This window comes from Veillonella sp. VA142, from assembly GCF_003992135.1.
In the GTDB taxonomy this organism is placed as follows: Bacteria; Bacillota; Negativicutes; order Veillonellales; family Veillonellaceae; genus F0422.
Window position 1 is genome coordinate 13,546 of the sequence record NZ_RQVN01000011.1, and the last position, 17,675, is coordinate 31,220.

Genomic DNA, 17,675 nt, shown 5'->3' on the forward strand with positions numbered 1-17,675 from the left:
TCGAAACCTAAGAGCGACATAGTGTGGAGTTAGTATATGAATCAAACAAGTACAAAATCCGTCGTAGAATCTGGCATCCTTACGGCATTGATGATTGTCTTTGCTATGATAGGACTCAGTGTACCTATGCTTGGATTTTTTGGGTCTATTTTTGTACCTATGACGATTGCCATTGTAGGCGTGCGTCATGGGTTTCGTTGGAGCCTATTATCTGTTGTATCAGCGATTATAGCCATTGCCTTTTTATTAGGACCTTTAACAGCCATAGTAGAAGGTGGAGTCTTCGGTGTAATTGGTATTTTAATCGGTTATGGATTGCACAAGCATTGGTCAATTTCTAAATTGCTAATGATTCCTGCTGTGGTATTAATGCTATCAGTAGTCTTCCAGTTTTGGGCTTCTGCTTTAGTGATGCACGTAAGCCCTACGGAGATGTGGACCTCTTTGGAAGAACAAATGACAGTATCCATGCAAGATGTGTATGTACAGCAAGGGCTTTCAGAAGAGCAAGTGACATCAGCGATGACCGCCTTGCAAGATCAAATTGAAATTATGAAAAAAGTGTTGATTGCAGGGTTATTTTGTGCCGGTGTGGCTATTTCTTATATTATTAATCGTCTCACCTATATTGTGCTCAGTCGTATTTGTACCTACCATATTCCTGAAATGCCTACCATCAAAGGTTGGCATGTGCCGGATTGGGCGTTGCATATCTTTTTAGTGGGTCTGATTTCCTATTTCGTGAAACAATATATTCCACTCCTTGAATACGCAGGCTATAATTTGATGTACTTAGGTGGTATAATGCTATTTATACGAGGTATATCTTGTGCGTGGCGTATTAGTAAAAGCTATAATCCACCGAAGATTGTACCGTGGATTGTGCTAGGTATCTTTGTTATCATGTCACAGTCCGCTGCTATATTAGGTGCCCTAGATGTATTCTTGCATATAGAGGAACGATGGGGTAGACGAATCGAGTAAGCCTAGAGGAGGTAGTATGGATATACAAACTGAATACAGTTCTATTGAAATGACTGCTGCCGTTCTCATTCTTATCTTATTAGGTATTATTTTCTATTTAAATTGGCAACTAGCCATGTTGGCGTGTATTGTGGTGATCGCTGCCTACTTATATGTGGGACGAACCATTCGCCGAGGACGACATCTTAGAAAAGCTCAATTTGACTGTATGGCAAAAGGAATTACGCAAGCTTCTACGTTTGCGCTACAAAACTTGCCAGTAGGTATTGTCATCATTGATGAACACAATGTGATCTGCTGGAGTAACAGTGTATTTAGAGATTGGCTGCCTAGTGATTCCGATAAAACAATAAAATTAAGTGGATTTATTCCTACTTTGCGGATTGATAAATATTGGGGTAAGTCGGGATTCTTTCACGAGGAAATCGATGGTAAGTACTACCGTGTACTTTATAAAACATTGGTAGCTCCGAAATCGAATTATTCTGATGTAAATAGCGATGAACTAGAGTCTTATATGGCATTCTATTTTGATGATATTACAGATATCGAAGTGGAAAAACATAAAGCTATTTCTATGTTGCCAGCCCTTGGCTTTATTGCGATGGATAATATTGAGGACTTGCGTTCTGGTTTAAGTGATATTGAATATACTCAATTGTGGTCCGATATGAATCGCTTGATTGTAACGGAAATTGATCAACATGATGGTTTCATTCGCAATGCTACAGAAGATACATACACTTTTAGTATTAGTAAAGCGGCTATGTTGCACATGATGGAATCGAAATTTAGTTTATTAGATAAAATTCGTGCTTTAACTACATCGAAACATATTCCCCCAACCATCAGCATGGGTATTGCATTAACAGAAGATACTGTAAAAGTGCAAGGGGAGAAAGCAAAAGCTGCCTTAGAAATCGCCCTAGGACGTGGTGGTGACCAAGTTTGTGTATACCATGGTGAAGAAGTGAAATTCTTTGGTGGAAAATCATCAGGCAGTGAAAAGAATACCCGTGTTCGTGCTAGGGTCGTATCTCATGCATTACATGAAATTATGTTAGATTCAGATCGTGTTCTTGTGATGGGCCATGATCGGGAAGATTATGATAGTATAGGAGCTTCTGTAGGTGTAGCAGCGATGGCAAGAGCACTTAGGAAGCCAGTTCATATTGCTTTGAGTTCGCATCCTACAGCAGTTCGTAAATTAGTAGAAGTATTAGTAGATCATCCTGATTTTCAAGGCCTTATTATTGATGAAGAAGAAGCTGCACAATTTGTAACAGATAATACTGTTGTGATTGTAACTGATGTACATCGTTCTGAGATGGTGGCGGCTCCATCAGCTTTGAAAAAGGCAAATCGACGTGTTGTTATCGATCATCATAGACGGGGATCAGATTTTATTGAATCTCCATTATTGACCTATTTAGAGCCATCTACATCATCGACGAGCGAACTTGTAACAGAATTGATTCAATATTTCCCTGAACATGTTGCGATCAAGCATATTGAAGCTAGTGGTCTGTATGCAGGTATCGTAGTAGATACGAAAAATTTTGTGGTCCAAACCGGAGCACGTACCTTTGAAGCGGCCTCTTTCTTGCGACGCTCAGGTGCAGATGTATCCCTAGTACGCCATTTATTTATGGATAGTTTTGAGGGAATGCGCATACGTTCGATGATGCTAGCATCTGCAGAAGAAGTGGCGAATATGGCTTTCACAGAAGCACCGCAAGATGCGAAGAATGCTACTGTGATTGCAGCACAAACGGGAGATAAATTGATTACCCTTGAGGGGATTGAGGCTAGTTTTGTGTTCTATGTACTGCCAGATGGTGGTATTGGCGTCAGTGCTAGGTCGCAAGGTAAATTGAATGTACAATTAATTATGGAAGCCGTCGGTGGCGGAGGTCATCGTACCGTGGCGGGTGCTCAAATTTACAATATGTCTATGAAGGAGGCACGCCAATGGGTGACTGAAGTGGCCGTATCCTACATGACAGAATTGCAAAAAGAAGTTAAGGAGGAATTATCATGAAAGTAATTTTATTAGAAGATGTTAAAAAAGTTGGTAAACGTGGTGAAATCGTAGAAGTTTCTGAAGCCTATGGTCGGAATGTATTGATTAAAAAAGGCGTAGGCCTTGAGGGTACACCACAAAACTTAAATAATGCAAAACAAAAATTAGGTGCACAAGCCCACAAAAAACAAGTGGACTCTGATGAAGCTACAGTATTGGCTAGCCAATTATCAAAAGTATCTGTTACAATCCCTGTGAAAATGGGCGATGGTGGCCGTGTATTTGGTTCCGTAACAGGTAAAGATATTTCTGATGCATTGCAAGCGCAAGTAAAAGTTGATGTGGATAAAAAGAAAATTGACTTAAAAGAGCCAATCAAAACATTGGGTACTCATGAAGTGTTAATTCGAGTGCATCCAGAAATTACAGCTAAGATTACTGTAGAAGTAGTAGCAGGTTAATAGGAAGAGGGGCTAGGCCCCTCTTTTTTGGTATAGATATGTGTAGTTGTGAATAGGGAGAATGTATATGTCAGGACGGATACCACCGCATAGTATAGAGGCGGAACGAGCCGTATTAGGAGCTATTTTATTGAATAAAGATGCTTTTGATACAGTTAGCTCTATTGTAAAAGCGGAAGATTTTTACAGTGATAATCATCGTGTGATTTATGAAGCCCTCGTAAATATTGTAGGGAAGAATCAACGTGCAGACTATGTATTATTATCTGAAGAATTGAAAAAATCTCAGAAATTAGAGGCTGTAGGAGGGATACTGTATCTTACGAATTTAACCACAGATATTGTAGATGTCTACAACGTGGAAGATCATGCGAAAATTATAAGAGATAAAGCACATTTACGTAAACTGATCCATGTAGCCAATGCAGTGGAATCCATGGCATATCGTGAAGAGGAAGAAACAGAAGATATCGTCAATCGTGCAGAACAGATGGTTCTCGATGTGAGCGGTACCACAAAAGGGGAGTCCTCTTTTAGTGTTATGCGAGACGTAGTATATGAAACGATTGATCGCATTAATGAATTACAACGGCATAAAGGTATATTAACGGGTGTATCTACAGGATTTAAAGACTTAGATAACTTGACCAGTGGTTTGCAAAAATCGGATTTAATCTTAGTAGCTGCTCGTCCATCTATGGGTAAAACAGCATTTACTTTGAATATAGCTCAAAATGTGGCAATGAAATCGAAGAAAAATGTAGCGTTTTTTTCCCTAGAAATGTCTAAAACACAACTAGTAGCCCGTGTGTTAGCAGCGGTGGCTGGTATTAACTCTGGCCGGATTCGGAATGGTCAGCTTAGCCAAGAAGACTGGGGAAAAGCTATCAATGCTTTGAATGATTTAGCCGATGCTCCTCTGTATATTGATGATACATCAGGATTGACTCCTCAATTGATGAAGAAAAAGCTGCGTCGTTTAATTCAAGAACATGGTGAATTAGGCCTTGTAGTGGTAGACTATATTCAGCTTATGGAAAATGGTGGTAAAAAAATTGCTGATAATCGTCAACAAGAAGTATCTGCCATTTCTCGACAATTAAAAATTATGGCACGAGAATTTAATGTACCATTGATTGCCTTGTCTCAGCTGAGCCGTGGTGTAGAAAGCCGTGCAGATAAAACGCCGATGTTAAGTGATTTGCGTGAATCTGGATCCCTAGAACAAGATGCAGATATCGTGGCTTTCCTAAATCGCGAAAATTATCAAGATACAGAAGATACTAGTGATGGTGTAGAAACACAGGTTATCATCCGTAAGCACCGTAATGGTGAGTTGGGGATAGTGAAACTATGGTTTGAAGGAGCATACACTCGATTCAGAGATTTAGCATATCGCGAAGATGACCCTGGTATTTAATGAAAGGAGAGAGATAATGAAACAGACTTGGACACGTATGCTATGTATAGGCGCGTTGACTATGGGGATGGTATCAGCAGGAATGCCAACAGTAGAAGCTACCGGGATTTGGGAAGCCCTTGGTAAAAGTGTGTTGGGTGGCATTTCTGTACATCAATATTTGAGCGACATTGATAATACAGAACAAGGGCAACAAGAGATGCTAGTAAAAACGAAGAATCGTACGGGCGTCTATGATAATTATGCCTACCAAATGCGTGCGAAGCGCATTGTAGATGAACTTTCAAAATCGCCTCATGTGAAACGTAGTTATGTAGTGTATGTGAATCCAGATGAAGATTTTAATGCTTTTATGACCTTTGGACGTGTTATGTCCATCAATAAAGGCACCATGGATTTACTGGATGATGATGCGTTAGCGGCGGTAATCGGTCACGAGTTAAGCCATGGCGAGCATAAAGATTTAGTGAATGGAGCCAAGAAAAGTAGTATCTTATCTACTGTGATTGGAACAGCTACCTTTAACTCGGGTGATTTAGGGCAAATTGCTGCGGGACTTACTGGAAAGTATTTAGATAGCCAAGTGTTCACTATGTCTCAAGAGAAGAATGCTGATGAACTAGGTTTTAGCATCTTAGCAGATTCTTCATATAATGTAGGCGGTGCCGCCCTTGCCATGGAAGTTATCAAAAATAAATATGGCGATACTTACCGTGAGGGATTTGGTAAAATTTTAAATCCTAACGACCATCCAAAAACATCGCAACGGGTATTGGACAATTTGCAACGCTTATACGTGTACTCTGAAAATCATGTGAAAGTAGAGCAACAAACAGTATTTATCAATGGCAAACCTGTCTATGAAGGAACTGCAAAAGGTAATTATACGGCGTCAATGCGAGCCTATTTAGTGGCTGGCAAATTGGCTAGATTGTACCATGATAACGCAATCGGTGGCGCCCGTGTGGATGGATCTACCGTGGCTATTGGAACAACTAATATCGTGACTATGCCAACTTATGATGCTGCATTCCAGATTGCTAAACAAATGAATGCAGCTATCAGTGATGAGTCTGGTGTTATGACGGATAAAAATAAGAAAGAAAAAAAGACAAAAAAGATATAAAGAATACAACTAATTGTTCTAATAAACTATTTAATGATTCATTGTTATCGATGGATATCGATAGAGAAGACCGAGAAATATAGATATTCTTTTATGTAATTCGATATAGTTCTAGATGTATATGAATTTATGATGAAAAAGATGAGCAAGGTATAACTAAAAGTAATAATTGGTTTATCCCTTTAAAATAGCTGTTTATAGGTTATTTTTTAAAGAAATTAATTAAATTGTCTTTTAATTATGCATATATGATAAGCTTAATACAGCGATAACAAAGGGATTTCTATTCCATGTGATGTACATGTGTGCTATAATTTACGTATCAAGAGTAGTGACAATCTGTTGAGGAGTTCTACAAGATGTCACAATTTATTTTTTGGTTAGGGAAAGAGGTTTTAAAGATGGGAAATTTTGTTTACATCCAAGAAGAAAAACTTAACGCATTCTGTCAAGACGCATTCGAAGGATTTGGTTTCACTCCTGAAGAAGCCGGTATCATTAAAGACGTATTGATGATGTCCGACATGTACGGTATCCAATCCCATGGTATGCAACGTGTAGTTCGTTACCACAAAGGTATTGAAAAAGGTCTTATCGACATCAATGCAAAACCAGAAGTAGTATTCGAAACTCCGGTATCCGCAGTTGTAGAAGGTCATGATGCAATGGGCCAATTAGTTGGTCACTTTGCTATGGAATTAGCAATTAAAAAAGCTAAAGAAACAGGCGTTGGTATCGTATCTGCTCGTAACTCTAACCACTATGGCATTGCTGGTTACTATGCTAACCTTGCATTAAAAGAAGGGTTAATCGGTTTCTCTTGCACTAACTCTGAAGCAATCATGGTTCCTACATTTGCTCGTAAAGCAATGCTTGGTTCCAACCCAATCGCTTTCACAATGCCAGCTGAACCATACAATTTCTTCTTTGATGCCTCTACAACAGTAGTAACTCGTGGTAAATTAGAAATGTACAACAAACTAGGTAAACAATTGCCTAACGGTTGGGCGTTAAATAAAGACGGTAAAGCATCTCAAGATGCTGGCGAAGTATTGGGCAATATCTCCGATCACGTTGGTGGCGGTATCATGCCTTTAGGTGGTAACACTGAACAATTAGGTTCTCACAAAGGTTATGGTTACGGTATGCTTTGCGAAATCTTCGCATCTATCTTCTCTCAAGGTGGTACATCCAATAAATGTATGACTGGTGGTCGTTCTAACATTTGTCATGGTTTCATGGCTATCAACCCAGCTATCTTCGGTAATCCAGAAGATGTTAAAAAACACTTCTCCACATTCTTACAAGAACTTCGTGAAGCTCCTAAAGCTGAAGGTGCTGACCGCATCTACACTCATGGTGAAAAAGAAGCAGAAGCTATTGAAGTTTGCCGTAAAGAAGGTATTCCAGTTATCGACAAAACTGTGGCAGAATTGTTCGACGTATGTAACTTGTTGAAATTGGATCCTAAAAAATACTTCGGTGACTATGAGCCACCTAAAGCAGTAGCATCCAACTACTAATTAGAAGTCACTAGCTGACAATTACAAATCTTTATCGATGCAGAATCAGTAATTTTGTATCCCTAAGGAATACTTCTTAGAGACTGGTGACAGTCAACATCTTAGAACATATGAGAGAGGGAATCTGTAGATTTCCTCTCTTATTGTTTATACAACACTGTGTGTATGCTAGAATTTGAATTACAGTGATTCATACTATAGAAAGGGATTGTTAATATGGATATATTTTTAGCAGTCTTGCCGATTCTATGGCTTATCGTAGCATTGGCAATTTTAAAAATGCCAGCATGGAAAGCATGTTTGGCAGCAGCAATTGGTACATATATTTTAGCGGTTTTCTATTATGGAGAAAATGCTTATATTATGTATACAGGGGCTATGGAAGGTGTAGCTCTTGCAGTTTGGCCAATTCTTTTGGTTATTACAGCAGCGATTTTCACATACCAATTAGTAGTTCATACAAAGGCTATGGATACAATTAAAATTATGTTGTCTTCCGTAACTAGTGATATGCGTATTTTAGCATTATTATTAGCTTGGGGCTTTGGTAACTTTATGGAAGGTATGGCAGGTTTTGGTACAGCCGTTGCCATTCCAGCAGCGATGATGGTAGCAGTAGGCTTTGATCCATTGAAATCTATCTTAGCTTGCTTAGTAGCAAACTCCGTACCAACTACATTTGGTTCCATTGCCATTCCAACAACAACATTGGCATCTTTGACTGGTCTACAACCAGCTGAACTAGGTACATTCATTGCAGCACAATTATTCATTTTAAATGTAGTAACTCCACTTTTTATTGTCGGTATTATTGCTGGCGGTGTGAAAGCAATTAAAGGCGTATTTATTCAAACTATTATAGCAGGTTTTGCGTTAGCTATTCCTGAGTTATTAATTAATATGTATGCAGGTGGTCCAGAACTTGCAGTTATGGGATCCTCTATTGTCATCATGGCTGTTATTATAGCTATTGCAAAAATTATGCCTGTAAATGACCCAGAATATAAAGTTGATATGGGAGCAAAAAAAGTATCAGCTAAAGAAGGTTTGATTGCAGCATCTCCATTTATCTTGATCTTTATCTTGCTAATTGGTACATCCAAATTAGTACCACCTGTATATAATGCATTGATGGTATTTAAAACATCTGTACCTATTCATGCAGGTGTGAATGCAAAACCGTATACATTTGTGTGGATTGCAACTCCTGGTATTATGATCTTTATTTCTGCTTTAATTGGTGGTTTCATCCAAAAAGCAGGACTTAGTACTCAAAAATATGTATTAACAAATACATTTAAAACATTAAAATTAACATATGTAACAATTATTTCTGTAGTTGTAACAGCTAAATTGATGACATACTCCGGTATGACTGGTATGATTGCTAACGCATTAGTAGGGGCAACCGGCTCTTTATATCCTGCATTTGCTCCTGTTATTGGTGCATTAGGCGCTTTCTTGACTGGTTCCGGTACAAATGCGAACGTATTGTTTGGACCATTACAAACAGCAGCAGCTCATCAATTGACTCCTGGTCATGATACATTAGCATTATGGTTGGCAGCAACTAACTCTGGTTCTGCTGGTGTTGGTAAAATGTTCTCCCCACAAAGTATTGCCATTGCCATTGGTGCCGTAGGTCCTGCTTTGAATACATTCATCGAAGAAAATAAAATTGATGCACAAAAAGCGGATCAATTACGTCACTCCATCGATGCGAGTTCCATCATGGTTCATGTATCTAAATACTTCTTGTTATATCTAATCGTTTTTGGTATTTTCACTTATTTTGGACAAGTTTTCTTCCCTCAATTAGAAAATCTTTTAACATTAGTTAAACATTAACAATTAAACTAGCATACGTAAACAGACAAAGAGACAACATTTCGGTGTTGTCTCTTTTTGTATTTGAAGAGCATACATACATTGAAATAGACTTATATCTATGTTTAAATTTGTGTATATAATCGTGGCCATAAAGTATTTGATATAACTTAAAGTTCATCTTATATTCATTATAATTTCATGGTTTGTTCATATTTTTTTCATAATCGGTTCATACTTATAAGGTAAGATATAAGCAAGTTAGAAATAACAAATATTCCTTAATTAAAAAATCAGACACGATGTATATGACACGTGAAGGAGGAAACTATGAAAAAAATGTTCCGTTTGGGAGCTGCGGTAATGGCTCTAGGTGTAGGTCTTATGATGACAAGTGGCGTAGCTAATGCCATGAATACAAGTATGATGAAAAATATGTCAGCAGATCAAATGGCAAAAATTAATGCTTGGAATGGTGTAGGTAGTGTAGTGCCTAGCGTATTACCATTAAGTGATGTAGATTATAAAGGTGTAGTCACAAAATTTAAATCTTTATATCCAGATGCACAAATTATTGGTATTTCTTATGATGGAAAGCATAATCCAACATATGAAGTGGATGGCATTGCGGATGGTTTAAAAATTGAAATGCATATTCGTGAAAACGGAGATATTCTAAAGACAGAAGCAAAACCTATGGAACATGGTAAACATATGATGAAACAAGGTTCTATGATGTATGGTCAAGCTATGAAAGGCAGTCACAGCATGTCTAAGGCATTTGATGTGAATGATATTATCATGCCAGAAGTAGCAGAAACAAAAGCACAAGAAAAAGTGGGAGGGTCATTTGAAGCTATGGAGTGGTCTGTAGAAAAAGAACATGGCCGTTTAGTGTATGAATTAGATATGATTGATGGTAGTGGTAAAGAAGCTGAAGTCAAAGTAGATGCGATGACTGGTGAAGTAATCTATATAGATATGAAAACTAGTAAATACTAATTCTATCCTTATATAATATCCTTAAAACTCCCTTACTATATAAATACAAATAACACAAACATAACATAAAAATAAAAAATACCCTTACTATAAAACGTCACTGGCTTCGTTATGAAACCAGTGGCGTTTCTTTTACTTAGCAAAGGGAAGAGCACGACATATTCCTCCACAAACTGATACTACGTTAGGTTTGCTCCGGAACATGTCGTGCTCTTCTAGTATTGTTTTATTTAGACCAAAAAAGGAACGCCACTGGTATTCTATACGCAACTGCGTTCCTTAGGGATTTTTGTTAATACGTATTTCAATTATATATCAACGATATGAAAATAATATGCTATGCTATAAATATAGAAGATCTATCAACGTGAGTTGGGTTTATCTCTTCCTAATCGATGGGAGGAGGTGATACTATGACACCATTCGAATTTTTTAGTTTACTAATACAATTTGGAATGTTAGTTATAGCATTTTTAACTTACTTAAATATGTAAGTGAAAAGCCTAACGCATAAGGTCTTGCCACCTTAACACGTTAGGCTTTATCACTGTTTATATCCTTTGAGATGAGCCTAACGCCTACAACACGTTGATGGCTCTTCTTTTCTTGTGTATAGTATAGCATAGTTTTCGGCTTAATACTACTTATTTTTATTCTCTATCGCTCTAAAATGACCGTTTGCCTAGGCTGGGGTGTTTACACGGTTTTAATGTGTATCGGTCAATGATGCGGCAGGCTTCGTCTAGGGTTAGGTCTTCTTTTGCAGGCCCTTGTTCAAAGATGCAACGAGGATCGCTGGAGCCAACTTCTCCGGCTGGTAGGTATAGGTATTCTTCGTTATGAGGGTCACCAAAGATGTACCCTGCTTGTAAGTGTTCTTTGTGGATACGGCTCATGGTATCTCCTTCATCATAAAATTAGCGGCGTCCGCTGAGACTAAGTGTAATTGTGTGTGTCCCCAATGGGACGGCACTTTTAGGAATGATGTTTTATCGTGTAAATGACCAAATACGCAGTGATCTATATGGTACTGTTCTAATAGGTCTGTAAATCCATTGGCATGATTTTCCAATGTAGGTGGATAATGCAGTAAAAGTATGCGTGTTACCTGAGTAGGGTTATCGCCACTTTCATTGATGGCAGTTTCCATCGCTTCCAGAGCGGTCTTAGTGCGCATTAATTCCCGCTCGTAGATGTGGCGGTCATCTTCTTCTTTAAAGAAAGGATCTTGGGGATAGATATACCCTTTGGTGCCACCGAAGGCAATCCCATTGTAGTATAGTCCTCTGCCTTGCAAGAAAGTGATGCGCCCTTCCATAAGGGTATTCATTTTTTGCAGGCTCGTCCACCAGTAATCGTGATTACCGCGGATCATAAATTTTTGGCCTGGTAAATCAGAGATAGCATCTAAGTCCACTTGTGCATCGCTGAGTCGCATAGCCCAAGACATATCACCGACTAGAAAGACTAGGTCATCAGGCCCTATATGTTCTCGCCAGTGTGCTTGGATACGTTCCCAGTGGTTATCCCAGTGTGGACCAAATATGGTCATAGGTTTTGTTGGTGGTTGCCCAGATAGGTGTAAATCGCCAATGGCAAAAACTTTCATTAAACCTCCAAAGGATTGTGTAAATATGGCTGTATGTGACGGATAACCTCTAAAGCTCGTGTTTCGTGGCATACTTGGGGAATCCCATAGCCAATAACTAAAGGCGATGTTATATAGCGAGGCACGATTTTGAGGTAGTGAAAGCCGTCATTTATATCATAGAAAAATAGATTATAAGATTTCGTATATTTAGAGAAACCTTCTAATATATACCGTAAGGTACGTTGTAAGTAGTTAGCTAGTATAGATGTATCTAATTGTGGATCAAATCGCATATTAAATTCAAAGAATCCATGGATAGGACGATTGGATAAGGTCACGCGCAGCTTATCCTGTTCATAGATAAGCCATCCATCAAAATGTTCTCTGTCAATATCTTGACGATAATCATAGTCCTCTAGGCCGATGATTTGGCTATGCGGATGATAGATAGATCCGCCAGACATGGGGCCATAGTTTTTAAAGAATAAGACCGATGTAAAACGAGGGTTGGCTTTTACTTCTTCCCATTTGGTTCGACCAAACTCTAAAATGTGGACCGCATCTGAAAAGGACAATTTAGAATATTCTGTGTGCACATGGGGTGGCGTTTCAATGATAACAGTAGGCCATGTGCGTTCTAATACAGGGTATTTATTCATGAGCCAAATGATAGATCCAGATGTATCTAGTATATCGGTTAATTGCGAGGGTTCGCAAAATGGGCAGTGCCCGTCGCGATTATGCATGCTGTCGGGTTTTGTTTGTCCTAAAGCAATATCAAAAATTAATGGTTTTTTCATGGTTCACCTCACTAGTACTATAGTATCATAGGGGATGATGTTTATGAAAGTGTGAAACATGATATAATAAAAAAAGAATAGGAGGAATTATGAGACCTACAACATTATGTTTTCCAAAACGGGAAGATTTATTTTTATTGGGACGAAAAAAACGTGGCTTTGGAGCCGGTTATTATAATGGATTTGGTGGTAAAATTGAGGACGGTGAAAGTTTCCGTGCCTGCGCAGTGCGTGAAGTGTTTGAGGAAGTCTCTTTGCTAGTGAAGCAAGAAGACTTACAGGCGGTGGCGATCTTGGACTTTCAGTTTCCTTATTCACCAGAGTTGAGCCATATTAGTTATGTATATATAGTGGAACAATTTCAAGGCATTCCTTTGGAATCGGAAGAGATGGAGCCTCATTGGTTTACGTTGGAGAACACTCCCTTTGATCATATGTGGGCTGGTGATGAAGAGTGGATTCCACGGATTTGGCGTGGCGAGAAGTTGAAAGGTGTTATTACTTTCAAAGAAGATAATAGTACGATAGAATCCATGCAATTTGCAATTGTAGAAGAGGTGCTAGAAAGCGACGATGTAGACCGTGTGACGGCTTGGATATATGAGGGCATGAAGTGAAACAAGTAGAACAGCAAAGCCAAGTGGCATGGACGAAACATTTGTTAGATTGGTATGATGTGCATAAGCGTGATTTACCTTGGCGTGAAAGTAAAGACCCTTATCGGATTTGGGTGTCGGAAGTGATGTCTCAACAAACTCGAATTGAGGCCATGCGTCCTTATTTTGAAAACTGGGTATTGCAATTTCCAACACTTGAAAGTTTAGCTAGTGCCGAAGAAGATACGGTGGTTAGGGCATGGCAAGGTCTTGGATATTACTCCAGAGCTCGTAATTTACACCAAGGTGTGAAAGAAGTAGTAGAAACCTATGGAGGTCAAGTACCGAGAACACGGAAGGAAATGGAATCCTTAAAAGGTGTAGGCTCCTATACAGCAGGAGCAGTGCTCTCTATTGCGTATAATCTTCGTGAACCTGCCGTAGATGGCAATGTACTTCGCGTGTATGCTCGTCTGTACGATATCCATGAAGATATTCTAGGTACCGTAGGGAAAAAAGCGATTACTACATTGGTAGAAGAGACCATGCCCTACGATCGACCAGGCGACTTTAACGAAGCCCTCATGGACTTTGGTGCATCGATTTGTATTCCTAAAACACCCCGCTGTGAGTCCTGTCCATTAGTACAGGATTGTGCAGCAAAAGCAGCAGGAACAGAGCAACAATTACCTATACGGATTAAGAAAACAAAGGTGCAGTCTGTACAGCTCTACGTAGGGATTGTCCAAACGCTAGAGGGCTACTATGTGCTCCATCGAAGACCTAAAGAGGGATTGCTACAAAATATGTGGGAGTTTCCAAGTATAGAAGGTGGTACAGCAGAGAGCCGCAAAGTAGAATTAGTTGAGGTATTACAATCCATTGGGGTTATAGTCACTATGGAACGACCTATGATAAAGGAAGTGACGCATATTTTTAGTCATCGCAAATGGACTATGAAAGGCTATCGAGGAGAAGCTACAGAGGTAGCAATAGATTCATCGAATACGATTGTGCTGGAAGGTGATGAAGCGGTGCAACAAGCTATAGCAGAGGGTCAGATTATTCCTCTGAAGGAGGATTGGATTCTCTGTCGGAAAGAAGCCTTTCACGTCTTGCCTTGGGCGGGACCTCATGGTAAATTCATTGATCTTTGTTAATCTATACCGAGGAGTGATATAGATGAGAATATATATCTTAGCAGGTATTCTAGTACTTGCAATGTTTATCTTTGGAGCTATGACAGGATATGTGGTGGCCCTATTTAGAAGAAATAGTAAACGTAAAGGGTTCCTCTATGGGGGTGGGCTGGGATTGGCTCTTGCCATAGGTACTATTTTGTTGCAAGGAATTATGTATGGTATCCATGGTGGAATCCTACCAAGCTTAGTGCGACCTGTGCTACTAGAGCTAAATGGATTGGTAGTGGCACTGGTTGCTACCTGTCTTGTATTGGCTGTATTTGGGATATGTTATATATTGTTACACCTAGCCAATAGAACTGTGAATGAAGATGATCCTCTATACATAGGGCGGAGAAACTTCTTTAAACGTACTGCTGTGGTGGTGCCTGCTGTAGTAGGTGTCACAGGGTCGGTGGCGGCATTTCAGGGGAATAGTGAATTACAATTGCGTAAGTTACAACTTTCACTGAAAGATAGACCTGAGGTGCTGAAAGGGTATAAAATTGGACAACTTAGTGATATTCATTTAGGGCCATTTATCGGCATGGACAAGCTGGAAGAAATGGTGGATGCCATTGCCAGTGAACAGCCTAATCGATTGGTCATTACGGGAGATTTAATCGATGAACTAGGATATCTTGATGAAGTGGCGGATTATTTAGATAGTCGTGTAAAAGACTTTCCAGATGGTATCGATTATATTTTGGGGAACCACGAGTACCGCGTCGATGTAGAACGTGTATGGAACCGATTAAGTCAAACGAAGATGCACATGTATCGCAACAGTCATCAACTAATATTAGGGGGACCTCGTCCTGTGTACCTAGTGGGCATGGATTACCACTTTAAAGATGATGTGCAAGAGGAAAATGTACGCTTGTTGGATAAAGCTATGAAAGGTATGCCTGATAATGCATATCCTATTTTGCTAGCCCATCATCCAAACTATATTCCAGAAGCATTTCGAAGACACATTTCCTTAACCTTATCTGGGCATACTCATGGTGGACAGATCAACTTGTGGGGCATAAACCTAGTGCCGGTGTATAAGCCGTACTGGAAAGGACTCTACGAAGAAGAAGGTTTATTTGCCTATGTGAGTCGAGGGTCGGGACATTGGTTCCCCGTGCGGTTGAACTGTGCTAGAGAAGTGACGGTGTTTACTGTTTTATAAGGGCATGTATATTTTATGTATGTGGTAAAATTAGTTAGTACATTATCTTGCAATTCGTAAAATTTGGAATACAATAAATGATATCCATTATCATATATAAAATTGATAATAAGGGTAATAGCTAATTCTTTCATTCTTTGAAATATATATTTAAAAATTTATATTGAGAGATAATATCAATTGTGGTATAGTATAAGTAAGTAAGACTCATGTAATTTTTAATTTAGGGATAGTACTGGAAATCCCACACGTATTAGAAAAGGAGGAAAGACTATGAAAGAATTTAAAATTTGGCGGTTGTTCATTGTGTTTGCCGTTTGTATCATGGCTATTGCAGGCTGTGGAAAACAAGCGGATACGGTACAAGATGGTAAGCCATTACAAGTAGTAACTACTACAACAATGATTACAGATTTAGTACAAAAAATTGGTGGTGACCATGTAACAGTGCAAGGTTTGATGGGTCCTGGAGTGGATCCACATTTATACCAAGCTAGCGCAGGTGATGTATCTACACTACAAAAAGGTGATATTATATTCTTGAATGGTATCCATTTGGAAGGTAAAATGGGACAAGTATTCCAAGAATTGAAAAAATCTAATAAAACTGTAGTGGAAGTGTCGAAAGATATGGATCCATCTACTATATTAGCTTTTAAGGAAGAAGGCCCAGGTGCAAAAGACCCTCATATTTGGTTTGATGTACAAAACTGGAAATTAGCTGCCAAAGTGGTCAAAGATACATTGGTAGAGAAAGATCCTAGCCATGAAAAAGATTATGTTGCTAATTACGAAGCATATATGAAAGAATTAGAGGCAGCAGATCAATATATTAAAGATAGAACAAAAGAAATTCCTGAACAATCTCGCATATTAGTAACGGCTCATGATGCATTCCATTACTTTGCCCGTGCTTATGGCTTTGAGGTAAAAGGCTTACAAGGCATTAGTACAGAGACAGAGGCTGGTACTAAAGATATGAATGACTTGGTACAATTTATTGTAGATCATAAAATCAAAGCTATCTTCGTAGAATCTTCTGTTCCTCATAAAACAATTGAAGCTGTACAAGAAGCATGTAAAGCTAAAGGTTGGGACGTGGCTATCGGAGGCGAACTATACTCTGATTCCTTAGGCTCTCCAAACACAGAAGGCGGCACTTATATTGGTATGGTCAAAGCTAATATTGATACGATTGTAGGAGCTCTTAAATGATGAATGATAACAAGTGTATTCTGAAAGTAGATCATCTTTCAGTAGCCTATGATGATACAGTAGTGCTGAAAGATGTATCCTTTCAGATTAAAAAAGGAACGATGACGGCCATGGTTGGCCCCAATGGTGCTGGTAAATCTACTTTAGTGAAAGCTATATTAGGACTGGTGCCGGTATTAGAAGGAATGATTGATTTAACATTAGATGCTAAAACAGTTTCTGCCTATGGAGGAACGAAAACAAATAGTATTTATAACCATATTTCCTATGTACCGCAAACCTCAGCAGTAGATTGGGAGTATCCTATCACTGTGTTTGAGGTGGTATTGATGGGCACCTACCGCAGACTGGGATGGTTTAAACGGCCAGGGAAACGTGAACGAGAAGAGGCGACCAAAGCCTTACAGACGGTAGGTATGTTAGACTATGCACAACGGTCTATATCACAATTGTCAGGGGGACAGCAACAGCGTGTATTCCTAGCCCGTGCCTTGGTGGAAAACCAAGAGGTATACTTGCTAGATGAACCTTTCAAAGGTATTGATAAGACTACAGAATCTGTGCTAGTGAAGATCATGAAAGAAATGCAAGCAGCAGGCAAAACTTTGCTCATTGTGCACCATAATTTACAGACCTTAGAAGCTTATTTTGATCAAGTTCTTTGCATCAATCGTAGATTGGTGGGTATGGGACCAGTTCAAGATGTAGTAGGATCCCATCTCCTAGATGAGACATTTTCATACTAGGAG

17 protein-coding genes are annotated in these 17,675 nt (G+C 39.1%); 14 read left to right on the plus strand and 3 right to left on the minus strand.

The features are described from left to right. Window positions 1-36 precede the first annotated feature (36 nt). The 9 genes from EO117_RS05500 (at window position 37) to EO117_RS09480 (ending at window position 10,860) form a co-directional block, all read left to right on the plus strand. The gene (locus EO117_RS05500) at window positions 37-984 is read left to right on the plus strand and encodes a YybS family protein (RefSeq protein WP_126939480.1); all 948 of its coding nucleotides are present in this window, start codon (window positions 37-39) and stop codon (window positions 982-984) included. Between the two features lie 16 nt (window positions 985-1,000). Beyond that, window positions 1,001-3,025 (plus strand): DHH family phosphoesterase, encoded by a 2,025-nt coding sequence (locus EO117_RS05505; RefSeq protein ID WP_126939481.1) that lies wholly within the window; start codon window positions 1,001-1,003, stop codon window positions 3,023-3,025. Continuing rightward, a complete protein-coding gene (gene rplI / locus EO117_RS05510) occupies window positions 3,022-3,468 on the plus strand; it encodes a 50S ribosomal protein L9 (RefSeq protein ID WP_126939482.1) in 447 nt (148 codons plus the stop codon). Before EO117_RS05505 ends, rplI begins: the two co-directional genes overlap by 4 nt. Before the next feature lie 67 nt (window positions 3,469-3,535). Further along, on the plus strand, window positions 3,536-4,888 hold the full coding sequence (gene dnaB / locus EO117_RS05515; protein WP_126939483.1) for a replicative DNA helicase: 1,353 nt from the start codon (window positions 3,536-3,538) through the stop codon (window positions 4,886-4,888). Between the two features lie 16 nt (window positions 4,889-4,904). Further along, window positions 4,905-6,014, plus strand: coding sequence for a M48 family metalloprotease (locus EO117_RS05520; RefSeq protein ID WP_164727499.1), 1,110 nt, complete (start codon window positions 4,905-4,907; stop codon window positions 6,012-6,014). Between the two features lie 359 nt (window positions 6,015-6,373). Then, window positions 6,374-7,537: an Ldh family oxidoreductase gene (locus EO117_RS05525; protein WP_240632589.1), complete on the plus strand. Its 1,164-nt coding sequence runs from the start codon at window positions 6,374-6,376 to the stop codon at window positions 7,535-7,537. A gap of 216 nt (window positions 7,538-7,753) precedes the next feature. Then, the gene (locus tag EO117_RS05530; RefSeq protein ID WP_371413083.1) at window positions 7,754-9,385 is read left to right on the plus strand and encodes an L-lactate permease; all 1,632 of its coding nucleotides are present in this window, start codon (window positions 7,754-7,756) and stop codon (window positions 9,383-9,385) included. Between the two features lie 309 nt (window positions 9,386-9,694). Continuing rightward, window positions 9,695-10,366: a PepSY domain-containing protein gene (locus tag EO117_RS05535; protein ID WP_126939486.1), complete on the plus strand. Its 672-nt coding sequence runs from the start codon at window positions 9,695-9,697 to the stop codon at window positions 10,364-10,366. Window positions 10,367-10,779: 413 nt separating this feature from the next. Next, entirely contained in the window at window positions 10,780-10,860 is an 81-nt protein-coding gene (locus EO117_RS09480; protein WP_370447269.1) for a putative holin-like toxin, read from the plus strand. A 171-nt stretch (window positions 10,861-11,031) separates the two neighbouring features. On the opposite strand, the gene EO117_RS05540 is transcribed toward EO117_RS09480, so the two are convergent. Genes EO117_RS05540 through EO117_RS05550 form a run of 3 tightly spaced genes read right to left on the minus strand, consistent with a single transcriptional unit; the run spans window position 11,032 to window position 12,757 of the window. Next, on the minus strand, window positions 11,032-11,262 hold the full coding sequence (locus tag EO117_RS05540; RefSeq protein ID WP_062403571.1) for a hypothetical protein: 231 nt from the start codon (window positions 11,260-11,262) through the stop codon (window positions 11,032-11,034). After that, entirely contained in the window at window positions 11,259-11,975 is a 717-nt protein-coding gene (locus EO117_RS05545) for a metallophosphoesterase (protein ID WP_126939487.1), read from the minus strand. The genes EO117_RS05540 and EO117_RS05545 overlap by 4 nt, the downstream gene beginning before the upstream one ends. Further along, window positions 11,975-12,757 (minus strand): DUF4931 domain-containing protein, encoded by a 783-nt coding sequence (locus tag EO117_RS05550; RefSeq protein ID WP_126939488.1) that lies wholly within the window; start codon window positions 12,755-12,757, stop codon window positions 11,975-11,977. The genes EO117_RS05545 and EO117_RS05550 overlap by 1 nt, the downstream gene beginning before the upstream one ends. Window positions 12,758-12,846: 89 nt before the next feature. On the opposite strand from EO117_RS05550, the gene EO117_RS05555 reads away from it, so the two are divergent. From EO117_RS05555 to EO117_RS05575, 5 genes are all read left to right on the plus strand, one after another. Next, window positions 12,847-13,374: an 8-oxo-dGTP diphosphatase gene (locus EO117_RS05555; protein ID WP_126939489.1), complete on the plus strand. Its 528-nt coding sequence runs from the start codon at window positions 12,847-12,849 to the stop codon at window positions 13,372-13,374. After that, window positions 13,371-14,513: an A/G-specific adenine glycosylase gene (mutY, locus tag EO117_RS05560; RefSeq protein WP_126939490.1), complete on the plus strand. Its 1,143-nt coding sequence runs from the start codon at window positions 13,371-13,373 to the stop codon at window positions 14,511-14,513. The genes EO117_RS05555 and mutY overlap by 4 nt, the downstream gene beginning before the upstream one ends. Window positions 14,514-14,535: 22 nt before the next feature. Then, window positions 14,536-15,711 (plus strand): metallophosphoesterase, encoded by a 1,176-nt coding sequence (locus tag EO117_RS05565; RefSeq protein WP_126939491.1) that lies wholly within the window; start codon window positions 14,536-14,538, stop codon window positions 15,709-15,711. Between the two features lie 273 nt (window positions 15,712-15,984). Continuing rightward, complete coding sequence (locus tag EO117_RS05570; RefSeq protein WP_126939492.1) at window positions 15,985-16,926, plus strand: metal ABC transporter solute-binding protein, Zn/Mn family; 942 nt, start codon at window positions 15,985-15,987, stop codon at window positions 16,924-16,926. Further along, the gene (locus EO117_RS05575; protein ID WP_126939493.1) at window positions 16,923-17,672 is read left to right on the plus strand and encodes a metal ABC transporter ATP-binding protein; all 750 of its coding nucleotides are present in this window, start codon (window positions 16,923-16,925) and stop codon (window positions 17,670-17,672) included. Before EO117_RS05570 ends, EO117_RS05575 begins: the two co-directional genes overlap by 4 nt. Window positions 17,673-17,675 lie beyond the last annotated feature (3 nt).